Here is a 12,737-nt window from a genome sequence, read left to right as displayed (position 1 = left end):
CGGATCACATAGTGGGGCCCGTCCCGCCGGTGTGTGTGGGAAATGTGAAACCTGTCGCAAAACGGAGGTGCCGTGTGCAAGGTGTCCGGTGCTCTCCCGGCGACCCGAGACGTGTCGCCGGCGCTCGGACCGCCCGGGCGCACACGGCAAGGCAGCCCTGGCGCCCGTAGAGGTCCAGACCGGTCCGCGCCCTCGACGATCACCTGCTGACCCGTCGCGATCCGGCCATTCGACGGACCTCCTCGTCGGCGTGCCGAAGGCACCCGTCCCACGTCCGCGACAGCCGACGTGACGGCCGTCATTTGGCCGGCCACGCGACTCTCAGTACAGTCGTGCTTTTGAAACGTGGCATTCGAGTGACCGAGGAACGGCAACCAGCGATGACGGTGACAGAGGACAGCCCGGTGGCGTACGGGCCGGGCATCGACCCGGAGCGGCTGGCCGTCTGCCTGAGCGTGCTCGAGGAGCTCGACAAGCTCGAGGTCGACCATCCCGACGCGATCGCGGTGCGCCGCGCCACGGCCGGGATCTACCGGACGGTGAAGCAGCGCCGCCGCCAGGAGCGGCGGGCCGCCAAGACGGCGCACGACAAGGCCGTCACGGAGGCGACCGCGACCGGCTCCGCCGCCCGGATCGACGACGAGACGCAGGGCCTGCTGCCGTCGTCGTCCGTCATGGGCGAGATCGCCGGGATACTCCGCCGCCCGCGTTCCTGCTACATCTGCAAGGCGCGCTACGTCGAGGTCGACGCCTTCTACCACCAGCTGTGCCAGTCGTGCGCCGCGGAGAACCGCGCCCGCCGCGACGCGCGGACGGACCTGACCGGCAAGCGGGCCCTGCTCACCGGCGGCCGCGCGAAGATCGGCATGTACATCGCCCTGCGGCTCCTGCGGGACGGCGCCCACACGACCATCACCACGCGCTTCCCCAACGACGCGATCCGCCGCTTCAAGGCGATGCCGGACAGCGACGAGTGGATCCACCGCCTCAAGATCGTCGGCATCGACCTGCGCGACCCGGCGCAGGTCGTGGCACTCGCCGACTCGGTCGCCGCGGAGGGCCCGCTGGACATCCTGATCAACAACGCCGCCCAGACCGTCCGCCGCTCCCCGCAGGCGTACCGGGAGCTGCTCACCGCCGAGAGCGCACCGCTCCCCGCGGGCGAGCTGCCGCCGGCCCAGGTCATCGGCACCTTCGGCAGCGGCGCCGTCGAGTCGGTGGCCGCCCTGCCGTCGTCCGGCGGGGACGGGCTGACGGCCCAGGACGTCACGGACCTCGCGCTGGTCAGCGGCTCCGCCTCGCTCGAGCGCATCGCGGCCGGAACGGCCATCGACGCCGGGGGCCTGGTGCCCGACCTGCACGACACCAACAGCTGGATCCAGACGGTGTCCGAGGTCGACCCCGTCGAGCTGCTCGAGGTGCAGCTCTGCAACTCGACCGCGCCGTTCATCCTGATCAGCCGGCTCCGTCCGGCCATGGCCGCGGCGTCCGGCAAGCGGAAGTACGTCGTCAACGTCTCCGCCATGGAAGGTGTCTTCAGCCGCGGCTACAAGGGCGCCGGCCACCCGCACACCAACATGGCCAAGGCCGCGCTGAACATGCTGACCCGTACCAGCGCCCAGGAGATGTTCGAGGCGGACGGCATCCTGATGACGGCCGTCGACACCGGCTGGATCACCGACGAGCGGCCGCACCCCGACAAGATGCGTCTGGCGGACGCCGGCTTCCACGCACCGCTGGACCTCATCGACGGCGCCGCCCGCGTCTACGACCCGATCGTCCGCGGCGAGGACGGCGAGGACCTCTACGGCTGCTTCCTCAAGGACTACGCCCCGGCGAACTGGTAGGCGCTCAGGCGCACATCGCACCACCGTTCCACGCGCAGCTCGCGCCGCGCTCGAGGCCGGTGCACCCGACACGGGTGCACCGGCCTTTTGTTGCGGTTCGGACACGGTATTGGCCTGAATCAAGCGGAATTAGAGGCCCCATCGAGCGCGGTGGTGCTCATTTGGTTAACCTGGGGTCAATGGACAGCCATCAAGGGATCCACGAAACCCCTTCGGCCGTCCTGGGACAGGTCTGCAACCAGGCTGCGGTCCCGCCCGAGTGACGGCGCCACCGCGACCGAACTGCCCTGTCCCAGTTACGCGACACAGAGGAGTGCGCGGTGACACAAGATGTGAAGCAAGACCAACGACCGCCGGAGCGCGGCGTCGAACGGGCCGCCAAGGCCGAAGAGATCCGCAATCTGGAGGTCTGGGCGCGCTCCGCCCCGATCCGGCTCGCCGGATACGAGGACGACCTCGCCGAACCGCACATCCTGCCGGGTATCGACTGACCTGACCCGCGCTTCGATCCGTGTGCCCCCTGCCCGCCCGGGCCGGGGGCACACGGATGACGAACCGCCGCTGCCGTCCTTCACGAAAGCCGCGTCGGCGCCAGGAATTCGCGGACGAACGTGCGGTGCCACCACGCGCCCGTGTCACGGCGCTCCCGCCCGGTGGTGAACCGGTAGCGGTAGAGCCGCGCCCGCACATGGGCGGGCGGCCTGTCGGGGAAAGGGTTGCGGTGCAGCAGCCGCAGCGTGTCCCGGTCCCCTTCGAGCAGGCGCTCCACGAAGGGCAGGAACCACGACCGCGCGTAGGCGGGGGACAGCGCGGCGAACCACATCAGCCAGTCCAGCCGCAGATGGTAGGGAGCGAACTGGCGCGGCAGCCGGCGCACATCGCCCGGTTTGCCCTTGAACTCGTACTCCCGCCAGACGGTGCCCTCCTTGAGGGTCCTCTCATCCGTGCCCTCGACGACCAGTTCCAGCCGGACCCGGCCCACCGTGCCGAACGCCCCGTAGGAGTTGACCAGGTGCAGTGAGTCGTACGATCGGTTCATCGCCTGCCGTTTCGACAGCAGGTTGCGTGCCGGACGGTAGCTGAGGACGAGCAGGAGTGCCGTCACGGCGAGCACCACGATCTCGAACCAGAGCGGTGCACCGGGAAGTGCGTGCCCTCCCGCGACGAGCGAGCCGTCCACCGCGGACAGGGCGAGGACGATCGTGAGCCAGTTCAGCCAGGAGAAGTTGCCGGACAGGACCAGCCACAACTGCGTCGCCACGACCAGCCCGGCGGCCACGCTCGCCACCGGCTGAGGGGCGAAGAGCAGGAACGGGACCCCGAGTTGGACCACGTGGTTGGCCGCCGCCTCCACCCGGTGAGCGGCTTTGGGCAGATGGTGGAAGTACCAGCTGAGCGGGCCGGGCATCGGCTGCGTCTCGTGATGGAAGTACAGACAGGTCAGATTGCGCCAGCACAGGTCCCCGCGGATCTTGATGAGCCCCGCCCCGAACTCCACCCGGAACAGCAGCCAGCGCAGCAGCCACAGCACCAGGACCGGCGGCTGGATGTGTTCGTTGCCGAGGAAGACCGCAAGGAAGCCGGCCTCCAGCAGCAGCGTCTCCCAGCCGAATCCGTACCAGGTCTGGCCCACGTTGACGATGGAGAGGTACAGCAGCCACAGCACCGCCCACCAGGCCATCGCGACCACGAGCGGCAACCGGTCGGCGGCCCCGGCGACCAGGGCCGCGGAGAGCAGACAGCCGGTCCAGGCGACCAGGGCGAAGAAGCGGTCGGAATAGTGCAGTCGGAAGATGCTCGGCGAGTCCTTGGCGGGCACCCGGCGCAGGAAGTCCGGCACGGGAAGCATGCCCCGCTCGCCGATCAGCGCCCGGAACTGCAGCGCGGCGGTGAGGAAGGCGACGAGATACACGGCGGCGAGAGCCCGCTGGAAGACCAGCCGGCTCAGCCAGTAAGCGTCGTCGCCGAACCATTCCATCACCTCCAGTATCAGGCCGCCGCGATCCGCCGCAGTGTGTGCCCGAGCCGCCGGGCGTACCAGCGCTGAAGCACGGGCACGACCCGACCGCCGAGGCGGCTGTACCAGGCGGCGGGCCTGCTGAACGCCAGGACGGTGAACCAGACGGACCCGTCGTCGTGGAGGTCCACGACGAACGACTCCTCACCGGTCTCCGGGTGGCCGGCCAGCGTGCCGTAGCCGAAGCCGGTGCGGTCCTTCTCGTACACCGTCCAGACCACCTCGCACGGCGCGCTGATCCGGAGCGGGCCGATGCCGACGGACACCTCGACCCTGGCCCCTGGTTCGGCACGTGCGGCCGAGGCCCGCAGCCCGGCGCCCGACGTTCGGTGCATCCGCCAGGTCGTCACGGCGGCGCCCGCCGCCTCGAAGACGTCCCGGCCGTGGCCGATCCGCGTGGTGTGGTGCAGGTGGTGGTAGCCGGCCGGGAGCGGCCCGTGCCGGGTGGCACCGACGTTCCGGTAGGTGAGGCGTCCGGTGGTCCTGTCCGCGCCGTTCATACGGCACTCTCCTTCATGTCCTTGATCCTCCGCCAGGCCAGTACCGAGCAGAGCGCGAAGCCGAGGGCGTTGCCGAGCCCGTGGGTGGCGGCCATCCAGGTCAGGCCGGGGTGCGGGATGTCCGCGGCCTGGCCGACCGCCCAGCTCAGCGCCAGCAGCATCGTCGCCACCAGCACGGCCGCCGAGACGGCCAGCAGGGCCCGGGTGTACGGGTCGTGTTCCGCGCCCCGGACGTCACGCCAGGTCAGCAGCGCCACCGCCCACATGCCCGCGGTCAGCACCAGCGCGCCCGCGAGCTCGGCCCAGTCGTCGACGAAGTACCCCGCGAGGACGGTCAGCGTGCCCAGCGGCACGCTGAGGGCGGCGAAACGGGCGAGCCCTCCGGCGGCCGCGCCGCACACCAGGCCCGCCACCAGCGCGGCGGTGAACCCGGCGAAGTGGAAGTGCGGCACCGTCAGCGCCAGGATCGGCAGGGTGAAGCCGAACAGTTCGTGGCCGGCGCGCTCCGCGACCAGCGCGAGGCCCGCGACCGAAGGTGCGGCCAGCGCCGTGAGCACCGCGATCTCGGCGGGCGCCAGGGAGCGGGTGCGGATCAGCCGCCGCGGCGCCTGGGCGGCGAGCACCAGGGTGCCGATCGCGTAGACGACGGCGAGAGCGGTGGCGACGGCCCCGCGCGGCAGCCACAGCGCGACGGCGCCCGGCGCGGCGAACATCGGCCACATCCGCCGAACGGGCGCGAGCCGTACGGGGTCCACCAGACGCAGCCCGGCGGGTACGACCACCAGCATCCCGAGCACGACGATCAGGTTGACCAGTACGAACATGCCGCACCCCCCACCGGTTGAACGTGTTCAAACCTTCCGGTGCCGACCTTATGTGCTGAACTGAACGCGTTCAAGTCGCGGCTTCGGTGATGATCCGTCAGAAATTGAGGGACATCTCGAGTTGCGGGAGGCGGGAGATCTTGGTGCGCTCACGGATGCGTGGTCTGTACGCGACGGTCGCCGTGCTGTGCCTGGGGCCGCTGGCCGCCGGCTGCGGCGGCGACAGCAAGGCGGCGGAGCCGGAGGAGATCCTCCTCCAGTCGCGGTCGGCGCCCGGGCCCGAGCCCTTCACCGCGTCGACCGTCACCGCCGGGGAGCCGCCGGCACTGCCGACCGTCGCCACCGCGCCCAAGAGCCCGTCCGGTGGCGGCGTGACCCTCCGTACGCTGTCCGGTGCCACACCGGGTCTCTACGCGGGCGCCCAGGAGTCGGCCAGCTGCGACATCGGACGCCAGGCCGGTCTGCTGGCGGCGGACAAGCGCAAGGCGAAGGCCTTCGCCGAGGCGGCGGGGGTCGAGCATTCGGGCGTCGCCGCGTTCCTGCGCGGCCTCACCCCGGTCGTGCTCCGCGCCGACGTCCGGGTCACCGGCCACGGCTTCCACGACGGGTCCGCCGTCGCCCGGCAGTCGGTGCTCCAGGCCGGTACCGCCGTACTGGTCGACGAGTACGGGGCCCCGCGGGTGCGCTGCGCCTCGGGAGCGCCGCTGGAGCAGCCGGTGGCGATCAGGACCGCGCCGGCCAACAAGGGCGAGCCCTGGTCCGGGTACCGGGCGGACCGGGTGATCGTGATCAAGCCCGCGACGCAGGCCGTCAACAACCTCCTGCTCGTCAGCGTCGTCGACAACGGCTGGATCGAGCGTCCCAGCGGCACAGAGGGCGAGGACGACGCCCGGCCCGCCGTGCTTCCGCCCGTCGACCCCGACGAGGTCTTCGCCGACCTGGCCCGCACCGACCCGGGCGGAGCGGCGGACTCGGCAGGCGCGGAGCGTGCCACCCCCGAGCCCTCGGCCGCCCCGCCGCGGCCGCAGCCGCCCGCGGAGCCGGCGCCCGTCGGGCCCGCGGTTCCGCAGCCGCCGGTGGAGCCGGGTGTGCCGGTCGAGCCCGAGGTGCCGGCCGCCCCGCAGCCGGACCTGCCCGCGGACCTGGGGCAGGAGGCGCCCGACCCCGTGGAGCCCGAGCCGGCCGACCCCGGTCTCTCCGCGGGGTCCGGGGCCGGGGCGGGGTGGGACCCCGTCGTCCCGGAACAGGTCGCTCCCGCCGGTCCGGACCAGGAATTGCTTCCGGAGGCGGACGTTCTGCCGCGCTGAGCGGGCCGTCCGACAGCTCGTGGAAGTCGACAAATCGTGACAGAGTGGGCGCATGGTTGATCGGGCAGCGGGTGCCCTGTCGCTCCCCGACGACTGGCCGGCGCACGCGGACGTGAGCCTCCACCTCAACCGCATGGGCACCTTCGACTGGGACCTCACAAGCGGGCTCATGCACATGGACGGGCCCGGCCTCGAGGTGTTCGACCTCAGCCAGGAGGAGTACGACGGCCGTCCGGAGAGCCTGGGCATACGGGTACCGGCCGACGAGGCCGTGCGGCTGGACACGATGGTGGCCCAGGCACTCAAGAGCGGGAACGACAACTACGGCGCCTACTTCCGCATCCGGCGCCGTGACGGCACCCTGCGGTGGACCCACACCCAGGGGTGTGTGCGGCGGGACGAGACAGGCCGCCCCGTGCGCATCATCGGCATCGTCCGGGACGCCACGCAGGAGCTCGCCGACTCCACCGCCCATGTCGAGGTCGACCTCGAGCGCCGCAGGCAGACCAGTGTCGTCGAGAGCACGACGGCCGCCCTCGCGCACGCCAGGACCGTGCAGGACATCATCGAACTGCTCAAGAACACCCACGGTCTCGAGCACCTCGGCGCCACCAGCCTCGTCATGGGACTTCTCGAGTCGGGCCGGATCCATCTCGTGGCCGAGGGACCGGAAGGCTCCTTCGTGCCCGGCACCCGCTACACACGGGTCGACGAGCAGTATCCGATGAGCGAAGTGGTGCGCACCCTCACTCCGCGCTTCATCGAGTCCAAGGCCGACTTCGCCCGGTCGTACCCGATCCTGTGGCCGCACATCCGGGGACTCGACATCTCCGCCGCGGCCTACCTGCCCCTGATCGCCCAGGCCCGCCCCATCGGAGCGCTCGGGCTCCTCTACAGCGACAAGACCAGCTTCAGCGCCGAGGAGCGCAATCTCCTCGTGGCGCTCGGCAGCAGCATCGCGCAGAGCCTTCAGCGGGCCATGCTCTACGAGCAGGAGCACGACCTCGCCGAAGGGCTCCAGCAGGCCATGCTGCCGCGCCGGATCCCGGAGGTGCCGGGCGCGCAGATCGCGGTGCGCTACCGTTCCGCGCGGTTCGGGCAGGACATCGGCGGCGACTGGTACGACATCATCGCGCTGCCCGGCGGCCGCGTCGGCGCGGTCATCGGGGACGTGCAGGGCCACGACACACACGCGGCCGCCGTGATGGGACAGCTCCGCATCGTCCTGCGCGCCTACGCGGCCGAAGGCCACACACCGGCCACCGTGATGGCCCGGGCGTCCGTCTTCCTGCACGAACTGGACACCGACCGCTTCGCCACCTGCACCTACGCCGAGGTGGACCTGTCCACCGGGGTGGTGCAGGTGGTCAGGGCCGGGCACGTCGACCCGCTGATCAGGGAACTCAACGGCAGCTGCCGGAGGCTGGCGCTGCAGGGCGGACTGCCGCTGGGGCTCTCCGCGGAGTTCGGACGGCTCGAGTACCCGGTCAGTACCGTCGAACTCGATCCCGGCCAGACGCTGGTGATGTACACCGACGGCCTGGTCGAACAGCCGGGCGCGGACCTCGACGACGGGATGCAGCTGCTCGCCGAGCTGGTGCACGGCGGCCCGCGCGACCTCCAGCTGCTGGCCGACCGGCTCTGCGAGGTGGTGGACGAACGCGGGGGCGACGACGACGTCGCGCTCCTGCTGCTGCGCCGCAAGGGCGCTTTCACCGCCCAGGCGGGCGGCCGGCTCCAGCAGCACGTCGCCCAGGGCGACCCGGAAGCGCTGCGCTCGGCCCGTCACATGGTCAGGGCCGCCGTCCGGGCCTGGGGCGCCGGCGATCGCGCGGACGAGATAGAGCTGGCCGCCGACGAGATGATCACGAACGCGCTGATGCACACCGACGGTGGGGCGATCGTCACGGCACGGGTGCTGGCCGGCGCGGAACGGCGGCTCCGGGTCGAGGTCGAGGACCGCTCCAGCGCACTGCCGCGCCGGCGCGACGCCGGCGTGGCGGGCGTCTCCGGGCGGGGCCTGATGCTCGTGGACCGGCTCTCCGACAGCTGGGGCGTCGAGTCACGCGGCAGCGGCAAGTGCGTGTGGTGCGAGTTCCGTATGCCCGAACGGATCGCGCCCTGACGAGGCCCCGCCGCGGCACCCGTCAGGTCACGGCGGTGGGCCGGACCTGCCGCGCAGCCGGTCGAGACGGCTGATCACCGGCGTGGCCGCGGTCCCGTGGAGCATGACGGACGCCAGGACGGTGAAGGCGACGACGGACCACAGCTCCTCGGCGTGCGCGGAGAAAGCGCCCTGCCCCAAGGCGTACGCGAGGTAGTACAGCGAGCCGATGCCGCGGATGCCGAACGCGGAGGTGACGAGCCGCTCACGGGTGCCCGCACGGAAGCCCAGCTGGGCGACCCAGCCCGTGACCGGGCGGATCACGAGGACGAGCAGGACGGCGACGAGCGCTCCCGGCCAGTCGAGGGCGCCGAGCCCGCCGGTGACCAGATAGCCGCCGAGGAGGAAGAGGAGGAAGGCGGTCAGCAGGCGTTCGACCTGCTCGGTGAACTCGTGCAGGACCTTGTGGTAGCCGTGGCTGCGCTCCGCGGACCGGATGGCGCAGGCGGTGACGAAGACCGCGAGGAAGCCGTAGCCGTGCAGCAGTTCGGCCACGCCGTACGACACGAAGGTGGCGCCCAGGGCGACGAAGCCTTCCATGTGCTCCGACAGCCGCAGGGCGGAGACCCTGGCGCGGAAGAACATCCGCCCGAGCAGGAGTCCGATCGCCAGGCCCGTCAGCACGCCGACGGCGGCCCTGCCGAGCAGGTCGGTCAGCAGCCAGCCGCCGATCCACTCGAAGGGCCGGCCGGCGGCCGCGGCGGAGGCGGCGGCGAGCGCGGCCAGGACGAAGGGGAAGGCCAGCCCGTCGTTGAGGCCGGCCTCGCTGGTGAGGGTGAAGCGCACCTCGTCCTCGTCCTGCTCGGCGTCGGTGGGCTCACCGACCCGGACCTCCGCCGCGAGCACCGGATCGGTGGGCGAGAGGACCGCCGCCAGCAGCAGGGCGAGGGCGAACGGCCAGTCCAGCAGCAACACCGCCGCCAGCGTGGTGCCCGCGACGGTGAGCGGCATGGTGATTCCCAGCAGGCGCCAGGGTCCTGCCCACGCGCGCAGCCCGAACGGGCGGTTGATGGCCAGGCCCGCGCCCATCAGGGCCACGATCACGCAGACCTCCGTGACGTGTTCGACCCACAACCGGTCCCGCACCGGATCCACGACCGGTACCGGGAGGGGCAGCGCGGCGACGAGCGCGCCCGCCGCCAGGAACACCATGGGCATCGACAACGGGCGCTTGAACACGATCCGCGGCACCACGCCGGCAGCCAGCGCGCCGACTCCCAAGGCCGCGTAGACGGCGTCCGAGAACATCATCCGCACCATCCTCGCCCAGGGCTCCGGCCGAGGTGGGGAGCGCGCGCCGACTCAGGCATCGTGGGCAGACGCGTCCGCCGTCACCCCCTTGAGGGTCCGGCCGGTGCGGGCGGACCGGGCCCGGCGGGGCTCCGGCGCGTGGTGCGAGGAGGCGTGCCGGTCGTGCTTCTTCACCAGGAGCCACGTCTCGCGTCCGCCGGCCCCGCCGTCGCGGGTGCGGGTGAGGGCGTAGCCGCCGTGCAGTTTTCTGCCGTCGAGCCAGAACGAGGCGTGGCCGGCCTCCAAGGCGTCGGCGAACGGGATCTCGTTGCCGCGCCGGTCGGTGGCGAGGCTGCGGTAGGTGCCCTCGTCCCAGATGATGACGGCGCCGGCGCCGTACTCGCCGGGCGCGATGACGCCCTCGTAGTCCGCGTACTCCAGCGGGTGGTCCTCGGTCGGCATGGCGAGGCGCTTCGCACCCGGGTCGGCGGACGGGCCCTTCGGGACGGCCCAGCTCTTGAGGACGCCGTCCACCTCGAGGCGGAAGTCGAAATGCATCGTGCTCGCGTCGTGGATCTGGACCACGAACGAGAGCGCGTCACGGTCGTGAGGGCCGCCTCTTCCCGAGGGCTCGGTGGTCCGGTGGAAATCGCGCTTGCGGCGGTACTCCGCCAGAACGTCGCGGGCAGGCACGGGGACTCCTTGGGTGCGGTGCGGTGTTGATCACGGGTACCCGGCCGCGGGGCGCTCACGCACCCGCCCCGTGGTCCGCCGTCCGCGGCGGCCCCGCGCGGTGGGACGCCGGGTGCGTTCGGCCCTCAGAGATTGATCGGACAGGTGGGCCCCAGATCGTGCTTCTTCACGGCATTGGGGTGTTGACGGTCCGTGAGTGGTCCGATGAATATGGATCGACGGACGTCCGGATCCACTGGCGAGGGGACAACAGCCGGATGCGACGCAGCACGCTCGGACGGAGCGCGGTCGAGATCACCGAACTGTCCTTCGGGGCGTCCGGCATCGGCAACCTCTACACACCCGTCGGCCCCGAGGAGGCCGCCGCCACGGTCGACGCCGCCTGGGACGTGGGCATCCGCTCCTTCGACACCGCACCCCACTACGGGCTCGGCCTGGCCGAACGACGGCTCGGCGAGGCGCTCCGTGCCCGGCCGCGCGGCTCGTACACCCTCTCCACGAAGGTGGGCCGGCTGCTCGAACCGTGCCCGGTGGCGGGCGACGACCTGGCGCACGGCTTCGCCGTGCCCGCCGACCACCGGCGCGTATGGGACTTCAGCGCCGACGGTGTCCTGCGCGGCATCGAGGAGAGCCTCGGGCGCCTGGGCCTCGACCGCGTCGACCTCGTCCACCTCCACGACCCCGACGACCACGAGGAGGCCGCCTTCCGGCACGCCTACCCGGCGCTGGAAAGACTGCGCGCCGAAGGCGTCGTCGGCGCGATCGGGGCGGGCATGAACCAGGCGGCGATGCTCGCCCGCTTCGTGCGCGACACCGACGTCGACGCCGTCCTGTGCGCCGGCCGCTACACCCTGCTCGACCAGAGCGCCCTCACCGAACTGCTGCCGGAGGCCGCCGCCCGCGGCAAGAGCGTCGTCGTCGGAGGTGTGTTCAACTCCGGGCTCCTTGCCGACCCCCGCCCGGGCGCCCGCTACGACTACACCCCCGCGCCGCCGCACCTGGTGGCCCGTGCCCTGCGCCTCAAGGAGACCGCCGAACGCCACGGAGTACCGCTTCGTGCCGCCGCCCTGCACTACTCCCTCGGCCACCCGGCCGTGGCAGGCGCTCTTACCGGCGCCCGGTCCGCCGCCGAGGTCCGCGACACCGCAGAACTGCTCGCGACCCCCGTACCGGCCGCGCTCTTCGACGAACTGCGCGCGAAGGGCCTGCTGCCGGACACACCCACGAGAGCGCCGTCGCCACCGGCGGCCGACGGCCCTGGAGCAGCAGGGCGGTGAACATCGTCGACGCACACCACCATGTATGGGACCTCTCGGTACGCGACCAGGAGTGGATCCGCGGCCGGGCGATGGCCCCGATCCGGCGCTCCTTCGGCATCGAGGACCTGGCGCCCCTGGCCCGCGCCGCGGGCGTGCGGGCCACCGTGCTCGTCCAGACGGTGTGCGCCGCGGAGGAGACCCCGGAGCTCCTGGCCCTCGCCGCCGCCGACAACCTCGTCGCCGGGGTCGTCGGTTGGACCGACCTCACCGCCCCCGACATCGCCGACACCCTCGCCGCCCTCATCGAACTCCCCGGCGGCGACCGGCTCGTCGGCGTCCGCCACCAGGTCCAGAGCGAACCGGACCCCCGCTGGCTGCTGCGCCCGGACGTCCTGCGCGGCCTCGCCGCCGTCGCGGAGGCCGGACTCGCCTACGACCTCGTGGTGCTTCCGCACCAGCTGCCCGCGGCGGCCGGGGCGGCGGCCCGGCTGCCCGGCCTCACCTTCGTCCTCGACCACCTCGGCAAACCGCCCGTCACCTCGGCCGGACCGGGGCCCTGGAGCCGGGCGGTACGCGCCCTGGCGGCGCACCCCAACACCGTGTGCAAGCTCTCCGGCCTGGTGACAGAGGCCGACCGGTCCTCCTGGACCGTCGCCGGCCTGCGGCCATGGGCGGACATCGTGCTGGAGGCCTTCGGGCCGGACCGGCTGATGTTCGGCTCCGACTGGCCGGTGTGCAACCTCGCCGCCGATTACGCGGAGGTCCTCGACGCCGCCCGCGCGCTCACCGGGCGCCTCGGCGATCAGGAGCGGCGAGCCGTGTTCGAAGCCACCGCGACCCGCGTCTACCGCCTCTGAAACCGGCCCTCCGCGAGCGCCGGTCCGGCGCGCGGCGCG

Annotated in this window: 11 protein-coding genes; 6 read left to right on the top strand and 5 right to left on the bottom strand. The window is 72.2% G+C overall.

Annotated features, from left to right (window positions below):
* Nucleotides 1–380: 380 nt before the first annotated feature.
* On the top strand, nucleotides 381–1,847 hold the full coding sequence (locus SPRI_RS03820; RefSeq protein ID WP_037773098.1) for an SDR family NAD(P)-dependent oxidoreductase: 1,467 nt from the start codon (nucleotides 381–383) through the stop codon (nucleotides 1,845–1,847).
* A 320-nt stretch (nucleotides 1,848–2,167) separates the two neighbouring features.
* On the top strand, nucleotides 2,168–2,338 hold the full coding sequence (locus SPRI_RS38740; protein ID WP_005308489.1) for a hypothetical protein: 171 nt from the start codon (nucleotides 2,168–2,170) through the stop codon (nucleotides 2,336–2,338).
* Between the two features lie 80 nt (nucleotides 2,339–2,418).
* Here SPRI_RS38740 and SPRI_RS03815 read toward each other — a convergent pair whose 3' ends face one another.
* Genes SPRI_RS03815 through SPRI_RS03805 form a run of 3 tightly spaced genes read right to left on the bottom strand, consistent with a single transcriptional unit; the run spans nucleotide 2,419 to nucleotide 5,188 of the window.
* On the bottom strand, nucleotides 2,419–3,825 hold the full coding sequence (locus SPRI_RS03815; RefSeq protein WP_037773097.1) for a lipase maturation factor family protein: 1,407 nt from the start codon (nucleotides 3,823–3,825) through the stop codon (nucleotides 2,419–2,421).
* Nucleotides 3,826–3,836: 11 nt separating this feature from the next.
* Complete coding sequence (locus SPRI_RS03810; protein ID WP_005308486.1) at nucleotides 3,837–4,364, bottom strand: DUF1990 family protein; 528 nt, start codon at nucleotides 4,362–4,364, stop codon at nucleotides 3,837–3,839.
* Entirely contained in the window at nucleotides 4,361–5,188 is an 828-nt protein-coding gene (locus tag SPRI_RS03805; protein WP_005308484.1) for a YndJ family protein, read from the bottom strand. The genes SPRI_RS03810 and SPRI_RS03805 overlap by 4 nt, the downstream gene beginning before the upstream one ends.
* A gap of 143 nt (nucleotides 5,189–5,331) precedes the next feature.
* Between SPRI_RS03805 and SPRI_RS03800 the strand changes: the two genes are divergently transcribed.
* Together SPRI_RS03800 and SPRI_RS03795 are read left to right on the top strand one after the other, a co-directional pair.
* Nucleotides 5,332–6,495 (top strand): DUF6777 domain-containing protein, encoded by a 1,164-nt coding sequence (locus SPRI_RS03800; RefSeq protein ID WP_159039468.1) that lies wholly within the window; start codon nucleotides 5,332–5,334, stop codon nucleotides 6,493–6,495.
* A 52-nt stretch (nucleotides 6,496–6,547) separates the two neighbouring features.
* Entirely contained in the window at nucleotides 6,548–8,620 is a 2,073-nt protein-coding gene (locus SPRI_RS03795; RefSeq protein ID WP_005308479.1) for a SpoIIE family protein phosphatase, read from the top strand.
* A 27-nt stretch (nucleotides 8,621–8,647) separates the two neighbouring features.
* Here the strand turns inward: SPRI_RS03795 and SPRI_RS03790 are convergent, their stop codons facing one another.
* Both SPRI_RS03790 and SPRI_RS03785 read right to left on the bottom strand, forming a co-directional pair.
* Nucleotides 8,648–9,910 (bottom strand): cation:proton antiporter, encoded by a 1,263-nt coding sequence (locus SPRI_RS03790; RefSeq protein WP_053556690.1) that lies wholly within the window; start codon nucleotides 9,908–9,910, stop codon nucleotides 8,648–8,650.
* Between the two features lie 51 nt (nucleotides 9,911–9,961).
* Nucleotides 9,962–10,582 carry a DNA polymerase ligase N-terminal domain-containing protein gene (locus tag SPRI_RS03785; RefSeq protein ID WP_005308475.1) on the bottom strand — a complete coding sequence of 207 codons (621 nt, stop codon included), beginning with the start codon at nucleotides 10,580–10,582 and terminating at the stop codon, nucleotides 9,962–9,964.
* Nucleotides 10,583–10,839: 257 nt separating this feature from the next.
* On the opposite strand from SPRI_RS03785, the gene SPRI_RS03780 reads away from it, so the two are divergent.
* Nucleotides 10,840–11,859, top strand: coding sequence for an aldo/keto reductase (locus SPRI_RS03780; RefSeq protein ID WP_005308472.1), 1,020 nt, complete (start codon nucleotides 10,840–10,842; stop codon nucleotides 11,857–11,859).
* Entirely contained in the window at nucleotides 11,856–12,698 is an 843-nt protein-coding gene (locus tag SPRI_RS03775) for an amidohydrolase family protein (RefSeq protein WP_005308466.1), read from the top strand. The genes SPRI_RS03780 and SPRI_RS03775 overlap by 4 nt, the downstream gene beginning before the upstream one ends.
* Nucleotides 12,699–12,737 lie beyond the last annotated feature (39 nt).

This window comes from Streptomyces pristinaespiralis (genome assembly GCF_001278075.1).
GTDB lineage: Bacteria > Actinomycetota > Actinomycetes > Streptomycetales > Streptomycetaceae > Streptomyces > Streptomyces pristinaespiralis.
Note: the sequence above shows the minus strand (reverse complement) of the source record. Positions and strands in the feature narration are given on the sequence as shown.

Coding starts and splice junctions, on each gene's coding strand:
- SPRI_RS03795 (WP_005308479.1), top strand. CDS start 6,548: ATGGTTGATCGGGCAGCGGGTGCCCTGTCGCTCCCCGACGACTGGCCG.
- SPRI_RS03810 (WP_005308486.1), bottom strand. CDS start 4,364: ATGAACGGCGCGGACAGGACCACCGGACGCCTCACCTACCGGAACGTC.
- SPRI_RS03780 (WP_005308472.1), top strand. CDS start 10,840: ATGCGACGCAGCACGCTCGGACGGAGCGCGGTCGAGATCACCGAACTG.
- SPRI_RS03805 (WP_005308484.1), bottom strand. CDS start 5,188: ATGTTCGTACTGGTCAACCTGATCGTCGTGCTCGGGATGCTGGTGGTC.
- SPRI_RS03820 (WP_037773098.1), top strand. CDS start 381: ATGACGGTGACAGAGGACAGCCCGGTGGCGTACGGGCCGGGCATCGAC.
- SPRI_RS03790 (WP_053556690.1), bottom strand. CDS start 9,910: ATGATGTTCTCGGACGCCGTCTACGCGGCCTTGGGAGTCGGCGCGCTG.
- SPRI_RS03815 (WP_037773097.1), bottom strand. CDS start 3,825: ATGGAATGGTTCGGCGACGACGCTTACTGGCTGAGCCGGCTGGTCTTC.